The 20114-nt window shown below is 48.9% G+C and carries 14 protein-coding genes; 5 read left to right on the top strand and 9 right to left on the bottom strand.

The window, feature by feature from the left end:
- Positions 1-7: 7 nt before the first annotated feature.
- Positions 8-2368, bottom strand: coding sequence for a lamin tail domain-containing protein (locus tag DWU89_RS06960; RefSeq protein WP_115498918.1), 2361 nt, complete (start codon positions 2366-2368; stop codon positions 8-10).
- Between the two features lie 131 nt (positions 2369-2499).
- Here DWU89_RS06960 and DWU89_RS06955 point away from each other — a divergent pair, with 131 nt between their 5' ends.
- The gene (locus DWU89_RS06955) at positions 2500-3510 is read left to right on the top strand and encodes an aspartate-semialdehyde dehydrogenase (RefSeq protein WP_115498917.1); all 1011 of its coding nucleotides are present in this window, start codon (positions 2500-2502) and stop codon (positions 3508-3510) included.
- Between the two features lie 179 nt (positions 3511-3689).
- Here DWU89_RS06955 and DWU89_RS06950 read toward each other — a convergent pair whose 3' ends face one another.
- The 5 genes from DWU89_RS06950 to DWU89_RS06930 all read right to left on the bottom strand — a co-directional run bounded on the left by DWU89_RS06950 (position 3690) and on the right by DWU89_RS06930 (position 11521).
- The gene (locus DWU89_RS06950) at positions 3690-5435 is read right to left on the bottom strand and encodes a helix-turn-helix domain-containing protein (protein WP_158543343.1); all 1746 of its coding nucleotides are present in this window, start codon (positions 5433-5435) and stop codon (positions 3690-3692) included.
- 31 nt (positions 5436-5466) lie between these two features.
- Positions 5467-6354 (bottom strand): SDR family oxidoreductase, encoded by an 888-nt coding sequence (locus tag DWU89_RS06945; RefSeq protein ID WP_115498915.1) that lies wholly within the window; start codon positions 6352-6354, stop codon positions 5467-5469.
- The gene (locus tag DWU89_RS06940) at positions 6354-7574 is read right to left on the bottom strand and encodes a DcaP family trimeric outer membrane transporter (RefSeq protein WP_115498914.1); all 1221 of its coding nucleotides are present in this window, start codon (positions 7572-7574) and stop codon (positions 6354-6356) included. The genes DWU89_RS06945 and DWU89_RS06940 overlap by 1 nt, the downstream gene beginning before the upstream one ends.
- A gap of 226 nt (positions 7575-7800) precedes the next feature.
- Entirely contained in the window at positions 7801-8343 is a 543-nt protein-coding gene (locus tag DWU89_RS06935; protein WP_115498913.1) for an RNA polymerase sigma-70 factor, read from the bottom strand.
- 28 nt (positions 8344-8371) lie between these two features.
- Positions 8372-11521 (bottom strand): hypothetical protein, encoded by a 3150-nt coding sequence (locus tag DWU89_RS06930; RefSeq protein ID WP_115498912.1) that lies wholly within the window; start codon positions 11519-11521, stop codon positions 8372-8374.
- A gap of 127 nt (positions 11522-11648) precedes the next feature.
- Here DWU89_RS06930 and ribF point away from each other — a divergent pair, with 127 nt between their 5' ends.
- From ribF to DWU89_RS06910, 4 genes are all read left to right on the top strand, one after another.
- Entirely contained in the window at positions 11649-12575 is a 927-nt protein-coding gene (ribF, locus tag DWU89_RS06925; RefSeq protein WP_115498911.1) for a riboflavin biosynthesis protein RibF, read from the top strand.
- A gap of 17 nt (positions 12576-12592) precedes the next feature.
- Entirely contained in the window at positions 12593-13597 is a 1005-nt protein-coding gene (locus DWU89_RS06920; protein ID WP_115498910.1) for a PDDEXK nuclease domain-containing protein, read from the top strand.
- Positions 13598-13609: 12 nt separating this feature from the next.
- Complete coding sequence (locus DWU89_RS06915; protein ID WP_115498909.1) at positions 13610-14665, top strand: M20 family metallo-hydrolase; 1056 nt, start codon at positions 13610-13612, stop codon at positions 14663-14665.
- 84 nt (positions 14666-14749) lie between these two features.
- Positions 14750-16021 carry a lipopolysaccharide biosynthesis protein gene (locus DWU89_RS06910; RefSeq protein WP_115498908.1) on the top strand — a complete coding sequence of 424 codons (1272 nt, stop codon included), beginning with the start codon at positions 14750-14752 and terminating at the stop codon, positions 16019-16021.
- Between the two features lie 144 nt (positions 16022-16165).
- Here DWU89_RS06910 and DWU89_RS06905 read toward each other — a convergent pair whose 3' ends face one another.
- The 3 genes from DWU89_RS06905 to DWU89_RS06895 are packed head-to-tail and all read right to left on the bottom strand — an operon-like array spanning position 16166 to position 20090.
- On the bottom strand, positions 16166-17497 hold the full coding sequence (locus tag DWU89_RS06905) for a murein hydrolase activator EnvC family protein (RefSeq protein ID WP_115498907.1): 1332 nt from the start codon (positions 17495-17497) through the stop codon (positions 16166-16168).
- Positions 17498-18337: a DUF4292 domain-containing protein gene (locus DWU89_RS06900; RefSeq protein WP_115498906.1), complete on the bottom strand. Its 840-nt coding sequence runs from the start codon at positions 18335-18337 to the stop codon at positions 17498-17500.
- Positions 18330-20090, bottom strand: a complete 1761-nt coding sequence (locus tag DWU89_RS06895; protein WP_115498905.1) for a tetratricopeptide repeat protein — start codon at positions 20088-20090, stop codon at positions 18330-18332. Before DWU89_RS06895 ends, DWU89_RS06900 begins: the two co-directional genes overlap by 8 nt.
- Between the last annotated feature and the right edge of the window lie 24 nt (positions 20091-20114).

Genomic DNA, 20114 nt, shown 5'->3' with positions numbered 1-20114 from the left:
CAAATTATCACCGTATCAGGAACGCTTTCTTATAGCGTTTCACGACTCCGTCCGGGTGATAGATTTCGGCATAAAAGATATAGATGCCTGGTGGTAGTGCGCTGCCACTGTTGGCAATGCCGCTCCAAGTCAGTTCGCCGGACGTGCCTAACAGTTGATGGTTGGCAATCTCGGCAACACGTATGCCAGATGTGTTGAAAACAAATGCACGACAGTTATAACCCGGGCGATCGAGCAGGTAGGATATGCGGTAACTGCCGGATTCCTCTATCCAGACAGGCGGTTCTATCCCGGTTGAACCTTCGGAAGAAGGATTCCCATATTGGGAGTTCTGATAGCCGGGAGTGCCGAAACCAGCCGTTTCGGAAGCAGAGGTCCAGTTGGACGGATTTTGTGTGGCGGCATCCGGATCGATGCGTTCCAAAGCAACACCCTTCCGGTTCTTAACAGAAGAGGCATGCCATTTGGAGGAATAAGAAACTTCGTCTATCACTTCTCCATCTGCGGTACGAAACAATACTAAAGTAGAAGCCGTATTGGCAAGAATCGGCAATTTGGATAGCTGATGAAGTGCAGACGGTTCAGCGATCTCGTAAAAAGAGGAAACACTTTCCACATCTTTTGTCAGCAAAATATAACTTTTAGCTTCCAGCTTCCGGACAATAGCGGCCAAAGGATAACGCGTACTAAGCGTCCCGTCCGATTTACGGACCGCAAGGGAAAGAGTTGACACAGACAGGGGCTTGCCGGAACGGTTATACAATTCCAGATATTCGCTGCCTCCGGCATAAGGATCTGGCAGCAGTTCATTAAAGACAATCTCACCGGGCAGGATGGGATCTGTAACTACGGGAGTATCCGGTTTATCGGGTTCTTCCGGTTTATCCGGGTCCACAGGCGGTTCCTCTTCGTCCGAAGACGGGGAGGAGTTGACAGAACCGGGCGTTCCGCCGCGAGGATCAGTAGACAGATGCCAACCGGAGGCAGAACGCTCCCAGGATTTACCGGCTGTGGCTTTGGCATAGGTTACTTCATCGATCACATTTCCTGAAGCATCCCATAATTGCAAGTCCTTACCAGCATTAGCCAATTGTGAAGGGAAATCATCCATCGGAACAGCTATGCCTTGATTATCAACTTTCATATCTCTTCCCGATCTGTATAAAACCATATAACCTGCCACTGGAATACTGACATTTCCTATCGACTTTGGCTTTTCCTTACCATATATAAGTTGCCAACCTTTAAGCGACAGCTCTTTCCCTGACATATTATACAACTCTATATATTCCGTTTTTGCTAAATCTTTCAGTCCGTTCGGGTCTGCCATGATTTCGTTAATCAAGATTGTTCCGGGTTTACCCGGTTCCGGCTTTTCCTCTCCATAAGCAGAGATGAACGTTGTATCGCCCTTACACTCATTACCGGACTTATCAAATATTCCGGAATAATATAAAGTATAAGTTTGACCTTTCAACAAAGCTTCCTTCCATACGGCCTTCAGTATTTTACTATCCTCTGAGATATAAACTTCATCAGCATCGCCTACTTCCGATAAAGTAATTTGATATTGGACAGGATCTACAGGATCATGGAATATCAAAAGAAGTTCAGTCGCATTTTCTTGCTCCAAATCCGGCAAAGAAGGAGTCTTTATATCTTCATCCGGTTGATCCGGTTCTTCCGGTCCTTCTTCCGGCTCGAGAGGAGTCGGAGTTATTTGGTCGGAAACGATGATATTATCAAAAGAAGTGATCATATTGTCGGCTGAAGCAGCCTGATATCGGCATTGCAGGTTTAAAGTCCCAGCCTTCCGAATCCCCGATGAAATGATTTTGTATTCCCCCTCTTTATAAAAGCAATCTTCATCCTCCAAACGCGTATATAACGTTAATTTTGAGTTGTTCTCCAAAGTCAATTTTACCCGGACCGAGTTAGTTCCCTTCTTTAACAGATACATCCTGCCTTTTATTTTCCTTTGTGGAGTTTTGGCAGAAAGAGGCCATGAATACAAAGACACATTTCCATCATTATGGCCAACTTGTACGAAATAGGCAATATCCGTAGGCGCTCCCGTCGCATATGCAAAGACCCTTACATTATTATTACTCGTCGGCTTATAAGAAAAATAGACATCAAACATCCATTCCATATTATCCGCATACGGAATATCCAGCATGGCCGTATGAACACCCTTAGCCCTCCGGCTTGCGTCGAACACTAAACGTCCGTCTTTTACAAAGAATCCGGCAGAGTCCACATACCAAGGATTAGCCGAATCAATCTCCGGCCCGTCAAACATCTCATTTACCTGTGAACTTACACAAAAAGGAAGTAATACGAAGAGAAAAAGAATAAATTGTTTCATAGTCTTACAGTTTTGTTTATAATTTGTATATCTTTGCACCCCAAAGCGTTGTAGCATTGGAAGCACTGTGCTTTCATACACGCTGTAAAGTTATACTATTTTTTCGATAAACAAATTAATTAGTGCTCAAAATGAAAGTAGCAATTGTAGGAGTAAGTGGAGCCGTAGGACAAGAATTCCTGCGTGTACTCGACGAGAGAAACTTCCCGATGGATGAGCTGGTGCTTTTTGGCTCATCTCGCAGTGCCGGACGTGTTTATACCTTCCGTGGTAAACAGATTACCGTCAAGGAGCTTAAGCATAACGACGACTTTAAGGGAATCGATGTTGCTTTTGTTTCGGCCGGTGGCGGTACTTCTGTCGAGTTCGCAGAAACCATTACAAAACATGGAACTGTGATGATCGATAATTCCAGCGCATTCCGCATGGATAACGACGTACCTTTGGTAGTTCCCGAAGTAAACCCGGAAGATGCACTGAATCGTCCGCGCGGTATCATTGCCAATCCGAACTGTACTACCATCCAGATGGTCGTTGCATTGAAGGCAATCGAGGGCCTGTCGCACATTAAGCGTGTACACGTATCGACCTATCAGGCAGCCAGCGGTGCCGGCGCGACAGCTATGGCTGAACTGGTAAAACAATATGAACAGCTGTTGAAAGGCGAAGAACCGACAGTGGAAAAGTTCGCTTACCAACTGGCTTACAACGTGATTCCTCACGTAGACGTATTTACGGATAACGGCTACACCAAGGAAGAAATGAAGATGTACAACGAAACACGCAAGATCATGCACTCCGACATCGAAGTGAGCGCTACTTGTGTCCGCGTCCCGGTTATGCGTGCCCACAGCGAAGCAACCTGGGTAGAAACAGAACGTCCCGTAAGCGTGGAAGAAGCCCGCAAGGCTTTTGCCGAAGCCGAAGGCGTTATCCTGCAGGACGAACCAGCAAAGAAAGACTATCCGATGCCGTTGTTCATCGCCGGAAAAGACCCTGTTTACGTTGGCCGCATCCGCAAAGACATTACGAATCCGAACGGTCTGACTTTCTGGACGGTAAGCGACCAGATCAAGAAAGGCGCCGCTTTGAACGCCGTACAGATTGCTGAATACCTGTTGAAGGTGAAGAATATCGGATAAGATAATCCGCTTTATAATAAAAAGGCGGTGTTGAAACATTCTTGTCCCCGCGCTTGACGCGGGGCCGCAAAAGAACAAGCTTTATTCATATCGCCGGTTCTAATGCGATCCCGCGTCAAACGCGGGAACGAGGCACTTTCGACACCGCCTTTTTTATTGCACGCCGGCTGATGCGGCCCTTATGCCTTCCGGGTCATGTTCTTCCTATATTCAGCAGGCGTAATTCCGTATCGATCACGGAAAACACGATGGAAAGTCCGGACATTACTAAAACCGGAATCATCGGAAACAGCCTGGATTGTATAATTCGCCTCATCCCGCAACAAGAGAACGGAATAATCGATCCGCTTATTATTGATATACCCGTTGAAGTTTGTACCAGCATACGTTTGTATAAATTGCGCAAACGAGTTCTTGAGAATGCCGAAACGCTTAATCAGCGCATCCCGGTTGATATCCGGATCCAAGAACATTTTCTCACTATCGATCGTCATATCCATCAACTCGAAAAGTTTCCGCTCAGATTCAGACGTGTCGGCGGGCAGCTCCTCAGAATCAAATGTGCCGGCGGGCAACTCTTCGGATGCAAACGTGGCAGCCGAATCCAGCATAGCCTTCTTTGCCCGGTGCAATTCTTCCTGGTAATCCAGCATTTCGTCAATCTGTTGCACCAATATCCGGTTCTTCCTTCGCGTAGCACGCAGACTATGGACAATAAAAGAGATGACGGCCAGCGACAGGAAAAGTACAACCAAGGAAGCAATCAGGAAGATGCGTTCCCGGTACAGCTTATCAGCCTGTATCCGTATCTGCTCATTCTTTTCATTTGTTTCATAGAGGGTTGACAGCTCCAGAGCCGCATTGGCTTTGTCCCTGCTGTTCAGGCTATCGGTCACGGCAAGCATCTGCTTACGGGTTTCGGCCAGCGCCTTATAGTCTCCCAGTCCGGCCAGTGCCCTTTCCTCATATTCAAGGGCATAACGCAAATATTCGAAGCTGATCGTTTCACCATTGTCGACATAGCGTTGCTTCTCCTTTCCGATATACTGAAGCGCTTCCTTATACTGTCCGCTATTAAGCAAATATTCAATCCGGATGGGTTCTCCTTCGATTGAAGAAGCATAATTTGTTTCGAGATATTTCAAATAATACTTCCGGGCTGTTTCCTGTTCCCCATTCTGTGCATAAATGCAGGCAAACGCAGCATACTCACTGGCATAGCGCAGATCGCAAAGCCCATCCGGCAAGTCCGGCATTTTCTTCAGCTTATCCATCAGCCGTTCATATTCCGGAAGCAGACCGATCGCAGCCTCATACTTCCCATCTTCCTGGTAAGCCGAAATCAACGTCCCGTATGAATAAAGAAGATCGTCTACATCGTGCCAGTCGCGGGTGGAAGCAACGACTTTCTTCTGTATCTCGATCGCCTGCAGAAAATAGGTTTCAGCCTCCGCCTTCAATCCCATTTTCCTTTTAGCCTCTCCATGCATAAGCATCATATTGGCCTCTCCGCTTTTGTCGCCGATCTCCCGTGCCGACTTTGTCCCCTCTACAACATACCGGATGCAAGCTTCATAATCACTAAGCTGCAAGCAGGCATTAGACATCATATCGAGCAGGCTATATTTCCACATAGGGTCATTCTGGATGAAATCGCTGTGGTATGCTTTATTGGCATAATCGAGTGCAATCCGGTATTGCTCCATACCGTTGTGATAGACCAGGCAACGCAGATAGTCAATCCGGTAAGGCGGCATCTTTTTCAGCTGCTCGGCCTCATCCAGCAAAGCGAGTGCCCGTTTGGGTTCATTGAGACAGATACTCTCGATATATTCATCCGTAAACAGACTGTCCGGGCTGTTCGAAGCGCCAAGGCTGCTCATTTGAATAAGAGAAAAGAATACAAATAAAATACATTGTTTCATCTTCATCTTAGGTTAGTGTTATGTATAGGATTTATTTAAGTTCTCCCAATCCTTCCTCCAGCGTATGCGGAGCATATGCCAGTTCGCGTATGGCTTTTTCGATACTTAATCCGCTATTGCGCGGACGCGGTGTCGCCTCGTTCATCTCTTCCGTCGTAACCGGACGGATCAGAGTGCGGTCCAATCCGAAGTAATCGGCTACACGATAAGCCATTTCAGCAATCGAGAGCCGTTCTCCGCCACAGATATGATAAATGCCGTTATTGCCGGTATGCATCAGCCGCTCCACGCCGTCCACAATATCCGCCACCCAAGTCGGCGTACGGTATTGGTCGGAAACGACCCGTATCTCCTGCCCTGCCTCCAGGCGGTTCTTGACCAGTTGCAGGATATTCCCGTGCTGTCCGGGCAACGCCTTTCCATAGACGACAACCACACGGACGACTGCATAATTACGGCTTATCCCGGCAACTGCCTGTTCTCCCTGATACTTGGTCAGTCCATAATAGTTGACCGGAGCAGGAATATCTTCCTCCGTATAAAGCCGGTCGCTTTTCCCGTCGAACACGAAATCGGTCGACAGATGAATCAGGCGGCTTCCCAGATGTTCACAACAATGCGCCAGGTTCCCGACCGCCGAAACATTGGTCGCATAAGCCTCTTCGCGATGTTGCTCGCAGTAATCGGGGACAGAAAGGGCTGAACAGTTGACCACCACATCCGGACAGACATGGTCGAGCAAAGCCTTGACAGCGGGATAGTCGTTTATATCCACCCGGACAAACGTATGCTTTCCTTCCGGCCGGATATCCGGATGAAAGGAACAGCCAACCACCTCATAGGCTTCATTCCCTGAAAAGCAATCCAGGATTCTCCGCCCGGTAAAGCCGTTTGCTCCGACAACCAATATCTTTTTCATCAGAATGTATAAATCATGACACCCAAGACGCGGTGGTTCGTCACCGAATGGGTATTCTCTATTTTACCGTTCTTCGCATTCATATCGCCATACCAGGCAAGCGACGGGCTGTATTCCAGCCCTAACTTCCAGTGAGGCAGATTGTATGAGAGTTGCAGATTGGTTGTAAACACCTGGTCTACATCCAGTCCAACACCGTAAGTCGGCCCGGCGATCGTCTTCCCCGTTCCCAAGTTCTTCAGATAGCCGACAAAAAGTCCCGGCTTCCACTTCTTGCCGTACACCACATTCAGCCAGGTCATGGAATGGCGGTAAGGCGTATATTCCTGTTCACCCGTCCGCGGGTCTATCGATGTCACGGCATAGCCGCCTAACATACAAGCCTGTGTCAGGTTCGACGCCAGCAAAGTCTTGCCGGAAACCAACCAGTCCTGCGTCGTATATTTGGCATGGGCTTCAAAAGACAAGGCGGTCACCCGCTCGCTTACCTTATATATATGGTCGCCTACCGTTGTCTGCTGACGCGGTTTCAAAGACAGCACTTCCATACCGACACCGGCGATCAGTCCGTCCGCTTTATAATCGGCCGAAACATAGATTTCCGGAATGCAGCTGTTCTTTATATATTCCTCACTCTTCCCGTTCGGCCCGGCAGAGAGATATTGCAACTGCCATATCGCTGCCCCGGTCAGCTGTAAGCCTTTACCGGACGTGTACCGGTAACGAATCATCGGGCTACGGTTAAACGGTTGGAAAGGCGCCCCAGTCGACAGGTTCAGCATCTGCGGAAAGACATCTCCGAACAGCGGATGCCAGGTCTGCCCGATCAACACTGCCGACTTCCCCCAATCCAGGTTGACGTAGGCATGCCGGATACGCAGAACCGCCCAGTTACTACCCGAACCGCGAAAATCCGCCTCTAACTTGGCCGTAGCCACAGCCTTCCCGATATTCGGCCCTTTCAAGTCCACACCCAAACGGGAATACAGCAAATAGAAACTGCCGTTTGCCGTAGCATTCAAGTCCTTCCCATCCGCATCCGGATTCTTGTCTTTCGGATACAGATGGAACAATCCATCCACGATTTCACTGTTAGCACGCGAATTATAAAACAAATCTCCGCGCACTTGCCCGTAAAACTTATAAGAGAAATCCTTCTTCTGAGCATATCCGGCCACCGTCACGCACAAGGCCGCAAAAAGTAGTAAATATCTTTTCATTTCTTTTTGTTCGAATCGCCTACAAAGGTAAGGAAGATTCGGTCTTTTCACAAAAATAAAATCACTCTATTCGAAACTAAAGTGTCTGCGGTCGAAACTAAAGTTTCAAGGCAGGAAACTAAATTTTCGTCCCGTGAAACTTTTGTTCCATAGGCATGAAACTTTAGTTTCAAAGGGAAGAACTGTTTGAAACTAAAGTTCCAGCACATCATGACATGTGAAACTTTTATAACAGGAAAATGAGCAAGAACAGATTTGAACAGTTTTTACGCAGATAGAGCAGGGAACGGTACAGCAGATTCTCGACTGTGCGGACAGACAGGTCGAGGCGTTCCGCTATCTCAGCCGCTTTCAGCCCTTCGAGATAAGACATCCGGAAAACTTCCCGGCTTCTTTCGGGCAACTCGGCAACCTTTTTCATCAACAAGTCCAAGAGGTCCTGCCGCATGAAAAGTTCGTCGGAAGCCTCAAAGAAATCGAGTTCTTCCAGTTTGAGCTGGAGGGCGCGATGGTCGATGATATCCTGCTCCATACTCACACGGCGGAGATGATCCAGGCAGGCATTCCGGACGGAGACATAAAGCACGCGCTTCAAATCGTTCTCCGGCAGACGGAATACCTGCTTGTCCCACAGTTTCAGGAACACGTCATGAACAACATCTTCTGCAAAAAAGCCGGAAACAAACTTTTCTGCAAAACGCATCAACATCGGAGCATACTCCATATAGATGTGCTGATACTGATCCATGTTCTGAGACGCGTCACCCATACTTGCAAATATAGACAAAAACCTTTAATTATTCGTTAACAGACACCTCGTGTATGCCTGGCTGATCGAATTTTACAGATTCCACCTTTCCGGTAACAGCATTCATGCATTGAATCACATCCCCTTCTGTATTCTGCACTTTTACAGTCCAGCCGTTGCCATTTCTTTCGATAGACAAGACATCGGTCGTATTGGATGCCGGCATGACTGCCAATCCTTCAGAACAGTGGATTGTCTCAATATGATAACGGCGGACGGAAACAGGGAATTTCCTGCCATTATAGACAAAGGTAGCCGGACGCTGATCCCGGTCGCTCGACCAATCGGCATTCAGCAAATAAATAGTACGGTGGCCGGGACTGTCCCAAGCGGTAAAACCGACGGAAGGAGATGCTTCCATCCAGCCTTTGTCCGCCTCTTCGCCGGCGGTTTTTCCAGCAATCTCTTTCATGGCTGCGACATAACCGGCTTGCAGGTTCGTTTCGGCCGGATAGGCTTTCTGCGGGAAATAGACAATCTTGCCCAGACCGTAAGCGATCTCTGTTTTTGCGGTCAACTGTTGATAGTTGTCACCCAACATCTCGCGGATTACGGCATCATCGGCCGGGAAGCGGACAGGCTGGTCCGGTTGCAGTTCGGCATTCAGATGGGCAGCCGACAGCAGAAGTGTCCCGCCATTGAAGACAAAGTCCCGGATACGCAGGAAATCGCCCGCGTCATAACTGTTCCATCCTAAGAATACCAGCGCCTTATACCGGTTCATCACATCCTGCGGAGCCTCGACGGGCAACAGGTCGACCGTTCCGTAAGGCGTAGAAGTGAACCAACCTTCCGGGCCGCATCCGTCCACGATATTATCCGGATAAAAGACACGGAGCAGGTCGAAGCTTTCACAGGCCTTATCGAACTTCCATTTGTCACCTTTCTGCGACCACAAACTACCGCGCCCGAAAGATTTCCAGGCATCATTGCGCCCCTGGATCACGGCTATGTTACTTTTCAGATCGCCGCGACGGGAATGTGTTTCCACGAAGTTCAGCATCTGATGCTGGGCGAACAGATGCTCCTTGCCGGAAACCGAATAGCGGTCGTTCATGTATTCATCCGTCCACAGCGCCTCTTCCGTATTCATGTGGGAAGAGCCATGCATATAGGCAACAGCCAGCGACATATACAAACGCAGGGAATGCTTCGGATCGGTAAACGGTCCCGAGCCCCATTGCATGGCGTGAAGCGTGCCGTAAAGCGGACGGCTGTATGCACGCGACGCTCCGCGCAACGAAGAGAGGATGATTTCTTCCGGCCCGTACATCTGCTCGGCTCCCAACCAGTTATAGCCGGCCTGATACAGATAGCGAAACAAGGTGGACGGCCCTGTATGGCGGGTGCTTTCTCCTTTCGAATAGCGGAAATTGGAAACGAGTTTGCGGGCGCCGTCGGCCATATCCGTCACGCCTTCCGGATCATAATGGATAAAGATTCCGTGATCGGTATAAATCGGGCGGTGCTTGGCAAAGATCCCGCCGTAAGGGCGGTTGCGGGCTGCCATGTCGGAGAACACTCCCTGATAGAGGAAATGTTGCCAGTAATAATATCCGCCGTCATTCTCATGCGCCTGTTTGCCGCGAAACATCGGAGAGGCGAGGGTTTCCAACGACGGGTTGATCCGGCTGCCTGCGAGTGTACGGCCTTCCACTTGCCAGGCATATGGTATTTTCAGTTGATCCAGCAGCTTGGTATAATGCCCGATCACAGCAGGGTCTGCAATCCGGAAGCCGCTCCATTGGTAAGAAGGGCGGAACTGGTACCAGTTGCCGATCCGGTTGGAGATATACCACTTAAAGAAATAATCGTACGGCGTATATTGCTTGTCGATATAGATTTCATCGCCGGACGAGAGATAAATCTGCTCTGCCTCCTTATCGATCACCTGGCGCACTTCCGCCTGCTCCGTACGGCTGCCGTCGTCAAACACTAACGGGACGGCATGGCCGGCTTCACCGGCACGCAATTCGACGACATGCAAGCCGGGCTCTTCAAACATACATTCCTGTTCGGCCGGCGTAACCGCACCGGCGGCTTTTACTTTCAGGCAGACATTCGGCTTGTTGGTTTCCACCAAAATACCGAAAGAGGCATTCTTCGTCACATATTCGGGCACGGAAATCACTTCGTAGTCGCGGGCAGTCTCTTCGATAATCTCCAACCCGCGCAGTTCATACGCATAGGCGGCACGGTGAGGTTCTTTCAAGAGCGTCAGCCTGATCTCGCCATTCCCTTGCACAGAGGCGGGCAGCGGAATATAGAAGTCTGCAACATCGGAGGCGCGGTCGAAGATATTCCCTTGAAAAACAGTCTTGCCATCAAATTCAAGCTTCCACATCGGCCAACTTCGGGTTGCCAGGTTGCAACCGATCCAGTAATTATAATTGTCCGTCTTCTGAGCGAACTTGGTAAAAGGAATCGAACAAACCACCTTCTTGTTTTGCGTCAGACGGGGCGCTTCCACCCAGCATTCGCCACTGAAACGGGTGCCGCCAACACGGAGGAAAGCACAGGCTACATTCTCCGGCAAGGAGAAGGTCTGCGACACCGCCTGATATTTTCCCGTACCGGCCGGAACCGGCATATAAAGCAAAGAGTCCGGCTTGTCGTAAATATCGTCGGCAGCCCGTCCCGGCTTCCGGTAGAACAACTCGATCGCGACGCCGAAATCACCGTCCGGAGAGAGGGTCAGGTCTTGTTTCTTTACAACCGGAAGCGTAACTGTCAGCTCGCCCGGTTGCAACAATTCGCCGGAAATACGGTAATAGGCATGACGCTCGAAAGGATCGTTTTCACCTTTGAAGTAGAGTGAATAGCGGTCTTTCTTCCGGATAATGGAATCGAGATTGTCATCGATATAGAACTCGGACCTGCGGAACATCTCTTCCCCTCTGCTTTGAAAGGGTGCAGGCATCTGAACACCGCCGATCACGCGCAGGAACTTCCGCACAGGGATTCCGGATTGACCGAAAGATACAGGCTCGGAGAGGCTTTGCCCGGGTTGAAGAAGGTATGCTTTTTCTCCTCCGGAAGGGGTGAAAATGACTGTTCTTGTCTCTTTCCAGGAAGAAACAGCATACACCTGAAGCACGGAAAGGGCTATCAGGCATAAAAGGATACATGTTTTTTTCATACTGACTTAATGGTGATGTTTTTCGTTTAAACTACTTCCCAAAAGTACGATTTATTTCCGTATTATTATAACTCATAGTTTTTATGTACTTTTGTGCATCCTAATTAGAAGTATTAAGGCTGCAGAGATGATAGTTGTTAGAGACACGGAGATATTGAAAGGTAAAAGACTGGTAGCGACTATCGGTTTTTTTGACGGGGTTCATTTGGGACACTGTTTTCTGATTCATGAACTGAAGCAGGTGGCTGAAGCCGCCGGATTGCCTTCCGCCGTCATCACGTTCCCCGAACATCCGCGTGCAGTCTTGCATTCGGACTATCAGCCGAAGCTACTCAATTCGTTCGAAGAGAAGCTGAAACACCTTGATTCCACGGGGATCGACTACTGCATCGTACTGGATTTCACCCTCGCACTGTCGCGCCTGAGTGCCAAAGAGTTTATAATGTCCGTACTGGCAAACCAATTGCAGGTCGGCACGTTGCTGATCGGCTACGACCACCGCTTCGGACATAACCGGGAAGATGGCTTCGAGCAATATGTCGCTTACGGGGAAGCTTGCGGCATCCGGGTCGTAAAAGCCTCACAATACAGCGAAGGGGAAGCGGCAGTCAGTTCTTCCGAAATACGCCGGCTTCTTACGGAATGCAAGGTGGAAGAGGCAGCCCGCCTGCTGGGTTATCCGTACCAGTTGAAGGGGCGCATCGTCAGCGGTTACAAAGTAGGCCGCAAATTAGGCTTTCCGACTGCCAACATACAAGTGGACGAGCCGTTCAAGATCATTCCGGGGATCGGTGTCTATGCGGTCCGGGTCTACCTGAACGGACTGCGTTACAAAGGCATGCTCTACATCGGCAACCGCCCGACATTGGACAACGGAGACAACATCACGTTAGAAGTAAACATCCTGAACTTCTCCGGCGATATCTACAATAACGAAATAACTGTCCAGTTCATCAACCACGTACGAGGCGACATCAAATTCAACTCCCTCGACGAACTGATCGCTCAGTTAGGAAGGGACCGGGAGACGGTGGATAAAATATTAACTCATTAAACAAAGGAGAGCTGTCTATGGACGATCTTAAAAATGATATTGAACAAAAATTCATTGAAGATATAAAGTCTTTATTGGCTCATGCACGTTCCGGTATAGCGAAACAAATCAATGTGACTATGGTTGCGACCTATTATGAAATAGGTAAACGTATTGTAGAACAGGAACAGAACGGACATACAACAGCGAAATATGGGGATTATTTATTATCCAAGCTCTCTGAATCACTATCAAAAAGTTTTGGTAAAGGTTTTTCAAAAAGAAATTTAGAATTAATCCGCCAGTTCTATCTGACTTATAAGAATGCGAAATCAGTGATTTCGCATTCTTTAAGCTGGACACACTATATCCGCCTTATGCGCATAGAAGACGAGGCAGAACGGAATTTTTACGAAATAGAATGTCAAAATAACGGATGGAGTGTCAGAGAACTGAACCGCCAATTCGATTCTGCATTATATCAACGGCTTGTATTAAGCCGGGATAAAGAAAAAGTAATCGAGTTGTCGGAAAAAGGACAAATCATCGAAAAACCAGAAGATGCTTTAAAAGACCCTTACATATTAGAATTTACAGGATTACCAGAATCACCATCATACAGCGAGACTGAACTTGAAGAGGCCTTGATAGACAAGTTACAAAACTTTCTGCTGGAGCTTGGCAAAGGTTTTGCTTTTGTAGGTCGTCAAGTGCGATTCACATTCGAAGAAGAGCACTTTAGGGTCGATTTGGTATTCTATAATCGTTTACTACGATGCTTCGTGCTAATCGATTTGAAAATAGGCCAACTAAAGCATCAGGATTTAGGGCAAATGCAGATGTATGTACATTATTATGACCGCTTTGTCAAATTAGATGAAGAAAATAAAACTATTGGAATTATACTCTGCAGAGATAAAAAAGACACATTGGTTGAGATTACTTTACCTGAAAATAATAATCAAATCTTTGCCAGTCGTTACCGTACTGTACTACCCAGCAAAGAAGAATTGGCTCAACTTATAGAAAGTAAAAATAACTGATAAACACATATTATGTACTACGATGCAATTGACATATTGAAAGGGATGATTGCCCGGCCTTCTTTCAGCAGGGAAGAGACGGATGTTGCTGATTTCTTGCAACAGACCTGGGAAAAGGCAGGGCATAAGGTGAACCGCAAAGGGAATAACCTGTGGCTGACTGCTCCCGGATTCGATCTGGACAAACCGACTTTGCTGCTTAATTCCCATATCGATACCGTCAAACCGGCTTCCGGATGGACGAAGGACCCGTTCACGCCAGAAGAAACGGAGGACGACCGCCTGTACGGACTTGGCAGTAACGATGCCGGAGCAAGCGTCGTATCACTGTATGAAGCGTTCAGGGCATTGTCGGAAAAGGAACAGCCTTACAACCTGATCTTCTTAGCTTCCTGCGAAGAAGAGGTTTCGGGAAAGAACGGACTGGAGAGTGCGCTTGCTAACCTGCCTCCTATCTCTTTTGCCGTTGTCGGCGAACCGACAGGGATGCAACCGGCTGTGGCGGAAAAAGGGCTGATGGTGCTGGACTGTGTCAGTACCGGCAAGTCCGGACATGCCGCCCGCAACGAAGGTATCAACGCCATCACACTCGCCATGAAAGACATCGAATGGTTCAACACATACCAATTCCCGGAAAAGAGCGACTTCCTCGGCCCGGTAAAGATGAGTGTGACAATTATACATGCCGGCACGCAGCACAACGTCGTTCCCGACCGCTGCGAATTTACCGTCGACATCCGCACGAATGAGTTCTACCCGAACGAGAAACTGTTCGAGCTTATCAAGCCGCAAGTCGGCTGTGAGATAAAAGCCCGCAGCTTCCGTCTCAACTCCACCCGTACGGACTTGCAACACCCTTTTGTGCAACGCGCCATTGTGATGGGAAAAGAGCCTTTCGGCTCTCCGACACTAAGCGACCAGGCGTTGATGCCTTTCCCTTCCGTCAAGATAGGGCCGGGAAACTCCGCCCGTTCACACGCCGCCGACGAATATATCGGCCTGATGGAAATCAGGGAAGCCATAGACACGTATATCAAACTGCTTAATCAATTAAAAATTGAAAGTTGAAAACTGAAAATAAACAAGTCTCCTCGTTGCTTATTCCTCTTTCTTTTCAAACTTTCAACTTTTAATTTTCAACTTTCAACTAATATGAAGGATCTCTTTGGAACCATCGGAACCCGTTACCTGATTGCTATCCTGAATCTGGCTTTGATCTTCGTCAATGCCAAGGTGCTGGGAGTGGAAGGTGTCGGACTGGTCGGACTGATCCTGGCGGCAGTAAGCATCTCGACGATGTTTTGCGGGATACTTGCAGGCAACACGATTGTCTATTTCATGAACCGCTATTCCCTGCAAGCCGTCTTCCTGCCTTCCTATTGCTGGACACCAGTCGGGGCAGGAATCGCCTGTTGCGGCATGGCTGTTGCAGGACTACTGCCCGAAGGGTATGCCGCTGATATTTATATTCTTTCCATCCTTACCTCGCTGGTTGCCGCCAACTCCCGTTTTCTGCTCGGGAAGAATCATATAAAAGGATTCAATCTCACTTTCATCCTGCAGGGAGGACTTCTTTTCTTTGTCCTGCTACTCCTCTACTACGGATTAAAGATACAGGATGTTTCCGCTTATCTCTGGGGAATGTATCTCACGAACGGGATTGCCTTCCTTGTCAGCCTTCTGTTGCTGCTTCCTTTCCTCAAACAGAAAAAGGAAGATCCCAGAAAAGGACGTTCGCTTACGGCACTGCTGAAAGAGATGTTTGCTTATGGTCTATGGGGAAGCGCTGACAATATCGCTGAAATCCTGACAACACGCCTTAACTACTTCCTGATCAAACGCTTTGCCGGGTTAGGTAGCGTCGGGTTGCTGGATGCCGGAACCAAGGTTTCGGAAAGCGTCTGGCACATCAACCGCAGCATCGGTTATATTGAATACAGCCGTGTCGCCCAGGCAAACGATCTTGCCGAACAGAAACAGATTACATTGCGCTTCTTCAAGCTCACATTCTGTGTCGTAACATTTGCCACAGGCTGCATCCTCCTGATACCGGAATGGGTGTACACGGATTACCTTTTCAGTGCGGAATTTGCCGGAATACGGAAAGTCATAACCGGGCTTGCAGCTGGAATCATCGCCCTGGCCTGCAACAGCATCCTGAGCCAATACTTCATCGGAAGCGGGAAGATACGTTACAGCGCCGGAAGCTCGTTTGTCGGTTTACTCGGTCTGCTCGTTTCGGGCTACCTGCTTATCCCGGTTTACGGGGTAGTCGGTTCCGCCGTCAGTTCAAGCATTGCCTTCTGCGCCATGTTGACATTCTCTGTCGCTATCTTCTGTCGCAAAACGGATACGCGGTTGAAGGAGTTTCTTATTAACAAGGAAGATATAAGATTTGTGCTACAGAAACTTAAGCAAAAGTAGTCCCTATGTCATTGCGGGCTTGCCCCGCAACCTCATACTAAACTAATACAACAATCAGGATGAGATGGCGGGTGCAGTCATCCCGGACTTGATCCGGGACCGCCAAGACACAGACACTATCAAGATGTATTTGAAGACTACATATCAATCCAGCCAAGGAGCAGGATTGAGTTTCGTTTTTTCCTTCCAAAGCTGGAAATGGAGGATCGTTGCGTTGCCGTCTTCGGTATCGGTAAAGATCTTGCCGATGGCCTGCCGGGTGCTGACCTTATCGCCAGCCTTTACATACACCTGGCTCAGGTTGCTATAAACAGTCAGATAGTTACCATGCCGGATAATGACCGAATTATTATAGCCCGGCACCACGAATACACGCGTCACTTCACCATTAAACACCGCACGGGCATCTGCACCCGGAGAGGTCTGGATGTCGATACCGCTGTTATTCGTACGGACATATTTCAATTCCTGGTGTTGCTGTTCGCCAAAGGTAGCCACAATCGTATGGCGGCCGGAGACGGGATAAGGCAGGCGCCCTTTATTGCCGGCAAAGTTGTCGGACAGTTGTTTCTCGGCTTTCGTCATGGCATATCCGCCCTTCGTATCGGCAACACGCTCTTCGCGCACCGGCTCTGTTTCGGGTTTTGTATCCGGGACTTTCTTACCTGAAGCAGCTGCTTTTTCACGCGCCAGCCGATCCCGTTCGGCACGGGCGGCACGCTCGCGGGCTGCTTTGGCTTCGGCCTCGGCACGGGCTATTTCGGCGGCAATCTGCTTTTCGATCTGGCGGTTCAGGGCATCGGCCTGTTGTTTCTTCTTCTTCAGGTCGGCTTGCAATTGCTTTTGTTTCTTGTTGAGTTGCTGCACTTCGGCCTTCTGGCTGGACTCTTCCGTCTGCAACTTGCGGCTTTCGTCTTCACGTGCACTCAACAAAGCATTCTTTTCGGAACGGGTCTTTTCCAGTTCCTTCTGCTTATAAGCGATTTCCTTCTGTTTGTCGATTATCTCGGAAGCCTGCCTCTTCTGCCAGTCGGCATACTCACGCAGGTAACGCATGCGGCGGAGGGATTGCGCAAAATTGTCGGCCGAAAGGATAAACAGCAGCTTATCTTGCGAACTGCGCCGTTTATACATGCTTTGCACCGATTTCCCGTAATTCTGCCGTTTACCGCCCAACTCCTTTTCCAACTGCGAGATCTCGCGGCGTGAGGCGGCAATCTGTTTGTCGATCTCGCCGATCTCCTGGTTCAGCAGGCTGATCACCTGTTTGCGGGAAAGGATTTGTTTGGAGAGCAGGTTTAGGCGGTTCAACGAGTTACGCGCCGTCTGCCGCGCTTCGTCTAAAAGCTGGTTGGTCATCTCGATCTCGGCAAGCGCAGCCTTACGTTGCTTTTCAAGTTCACGAACCCTTGCGGAGTTCTGTGCACAAGCAGCGCTTACCGACAAGACGAATATGACGAACCAGAGAAATCTCATTTACATTTTAGTATTACTCAATGACTTGATAATCTGTGCCAACGTAATCCGATTATATTTGGCCGGTATGGAGAAGTCCATCTTTACCGGGACATTTGTCTGCACACGCGAGAAATGCATGGTAATGCCGCCTTGTGAAGCGCCTTCCTTCAGCACCTGCACATCCATCTTCATCGGGAACGGTTGGCCGTCCGCCATACGGAAATCGGTATAATTCCATTGCAGGGCGTAACGGTCGGAAGGATCAGAAATACCGGTGGAAAGTATCTTCTCTTCCCCGTCCGCCATAAAGGTGTACAGCAACCCCATGACATCCTTGACCTGTATCTCGGCTGCCGGACCGTCCTGCTTCAATTTGAAGCGGCTATACTGTTTCGGACTGATCGTCTGTTGTCCGGGCAGGAACAACTGGTTGGTGAAAAGAGCCTGGAGATTATAGAAGTTGAAATCGATCGGCATCTGTCCTTTCAGGTTGGCATAGTTGTCGGCTACATAACGCTTATTCATCCGGTCGATCACCTTCACACTGTCCACACTGATCTCGGCACGAAAGACTTCGATCCCTAAAAACGGCTGTACGGAGAGCTGGAAAGCACTGTCTTTCACCATCTTCAGGTCGACACGCGAACTCATGCTGTTTCCCGGCAAGTTCAAATCCACATTCAAGCGGGCAGTCAACGTCTCATAGCGGAATGCCTGTTCCTGCACCAGCTCGAAAAATTCGTTGTGCGCTTTCGCCCCGCCGGCTTCGACGGTCCCTACTTTTTTAGTCGTCTTACAACCCGTCAGAAGCAGAGCTGTAAAAAGGACGAATGCAAGGGCAAGATGAGTCTTATTCATTCGGAACCTCCTCTTCTATATAAGTTTCTTCCGCAATCTTGCGGTCCAGCACGTCGCTTACTTTTCCCATCTCTTTGGCTTTCTTCCACTGCTCGAGGGCCTTTTCCTTATCGCCGCTCATAAAGAGGATGTCGCCGTAGTGGTCTATCAGTTCCGTACTTTTAGTCGTATCGTTAGCCAGCGCATTCTCGATATAGATTTTCGCCAGCGTATAATTGCCCTGTACAAAGAATATCCAGGCATAAGTATCGAGATAAGTCGAGTTGTTCGGTTCCAGTTTCACCGCCAACGCACTCATTCGTTCCGCCTTTTTCAGGTCTTTCTTTTCCAAAGAGAGGAAATAGGCGTAGTTGTTGAGGACGACTACATTCTTATCATTGTATTTCAGAGCGTCATCATAGGCTTTATAGGCTTCCGGCATATTCTTGATCTGATAGTAGATATCGCCGATCTGCCCATAGAAATCAGACTTCAGGCCCACGTTTGTTTCCGGGATAATATCCAGTCCCGCCCTGTAAGTGTCGAGCGCATCCTGGTATTTCTCCTGTTGGAAATAAGCGATTCCGAGGTAGAAATAATATTCCGGAGCATCCGGGAAGAGTTCCTGGCAGCGGGTGCAGATACGGATCACTTCAGGAATATCCTCCGATTTCAACGCCAGATTCAGGAGCTGCTGCCAGGCTGTGGCATCCGACGGCTCCATCTCGGTAATCAGCTGGAACTGGAAACGGGCTTCGTCGTTCTTCCCCTGTGCGATAAGCAAGCTGCCGTACATCTGTTTCAGGTCAATATCTTCGGGATGCTGTTCTAACAAGGTCTGGAACAGGGCGTTCGCACTTTCCGTTCCTTTCTTGGTCTGTTGCAGTTTGAGGATATAGCGGGAAAGGATGCCGACTTTCGTTTCGACGTCCAACTTATCGTTTACCAGCGCATTGCGTATCTGTGTCTCGGCAGCGTCCTTATCGCCCACCACCTCGTAGTAGTTTGCCATCGAGACGATGTAATAGGGACTTTCCGGATCGATAGCGTGCGCCTTTTTGTAATATTCCAACGCTTTAATAGTGTCGTTCTTTTCCAGGTGCAAATCTCCCAAAATGATCTGGTAACGGGATTCCATCGGGAACTTGGCGGCCAGCTTTTCCACCTCTTTGAAGGCGTTGCCGGTTTGCTCCAAAGCATTATAGAGCTTGTATTTCTGCATCGAAAGCGCTTCACTCATACCGATCGACGACTCGAGCGCATCATAGGCATCGATTGCCTCGCCCAACTCGCCTTCCTGCGTGAGTGCATCCGCTAAGTAGTAGTTCAGTTCCGGCTTCCCGGGATAATCCTTTACCAGCTTCTTATACTCTTCAGCTGCTTCGCCGAACATGCCGAGATTACGGCTCATTGTTGCCAGCGCCAGGCGGTAAGTGAAGTTATCGGAACTGTAGGCGACCGCCTTCCGCAGCATATCCAACGACTTCTCCGGACGGTTCAGCTGGGCATAAAAGGAAGATAGTTCGTATAACACGGCCGAAGCGGTCGAGTCGATTGCCAGACAATGGTTAAAAGCATCGTAGGCGGCATCGAACTTTCCTGCCGTCTTCAAGTTTAGTCCTTCATAAAAGAAGTAGTCGAATTTCCGCTGGTCAGCCGCACTGATCCGGGCTGCCTTTTGCGGTGCCTCCGTCGCGGAGTCCTGCGCCATCAGCGGCCGGATGCCTACTGCCAGCAAGATAAAAAGAGATATCGTAATCAGCTGTCTTAGCATCGCTTTTTTAATTTTTAATTCTCA

The organism is Parabacteroides acidifaciens, assembly GCF_003363715.1.
Taxonomy (GTDB): domain Bacteria; phylum Bacteroidota; class Bacteroidia; order Bacteroidales; family Tannerellaceae; genus Parabacteroides; species Parabacteroides acidifaciens.
Note: the sequence above shows the minus strand (reverse complement) of the source record. Positions and strands in the feature narration are given on the sequence as shown.

Coding starts and splice junctions, on each gene's coding strand:
- DWU89_RS06915 (WP_115498909.1), top strand. CDS start 13,610: ATGTACTACGATGCAATTGACATATTGAAAGGGATGATTGCCCGGCCT.
- DWU89_RS06905 (WP_115498907.1), bottom strand. CDS start 17,497: ATGAGATTTCTCTGGTTCGTCATATTCGTCTTGTCGGTAAGCGCTGCT.
- DWU89_RS06930 (WP_115498912.1), bottom strand. CDS start 11,521: ATGAAAAAAACATGTATCCTTTTATGCCTGATAGCCCTTTCCGTGCTT.
- DWU89_RS06920 (WP_115498910.1), top strand. CDS start 12,593: ATGGACGATCTTAAAAATGATATTGAACAAAAATTCATTGAAGATATA.
- DWU89_RS06900 (WP_115498906.1), bottom strand. CDS start 18,337: ATGAATAAGACTCATCTTGCCCTTGCATTCGTCCTTTTTACAGCTCTG.
- DWU89_RS06895 (WP_115498905.1), bottom strand. CDS start 20,090: ATGCTAAGACAGCTGATTACGATATCTCTTTTTATCTTGCTGGCAGTA.
- ribF (WP_115498911.1), top strand. CDS start 11,649: ATGATAGTTGTTAGAGACACGGAGATATTGAAAGGTAAAAGACTGGTA.
- DWU89_RS06910 (WP_115498908.1), top strand. CDS start 14,750: ATGAAGGATCTCTTTGGAACCATCGGAACCCGTTACCTGATTGCTATC.
- DWU89_RS06940 (WP_115498914.1), bottom strand. CDS start 7,574: ATGAAAAGATATTTACTACTTTTTGCGGCCTTGTGCGTGACGGTGGCC.
- DWU89_RS06935 (WP_115498913.1), bottom strand. CDS start 8,343: ATGGGTGACGCGTCTCAGAACATGGATCAGTATCAGCACATCTATATG.
- DWU89_RS06945 (WP_115498915.1), bottom strand. CDS start 6,354: ATGAAAAAGATATTGGTTGTCGGAGCAAACGGCTTTACCGGGCGGAGA.
- DWU89_RS06960 (WP_115498918.1), bottom strand. CDS start 2,368: ATGAAACAATTTATTCTTTTTCTCTTCGTATTACTTCCTTTTTGTGTA.
- DWU89_RS06950 (WP_158543343.1), bottom strand. CDS start 5,435: ATGAAACAATGTATTTTATTTGTATTCTTTTCTCTTATTCAAATGAGC.
- DWU89_RS06955 (WP_115498917.1), top strand. CDS start 2,500: ATGAAAGTAGCAATTGTAGGAGTAAGTGGAGCCGTAGGACAAGAATTC.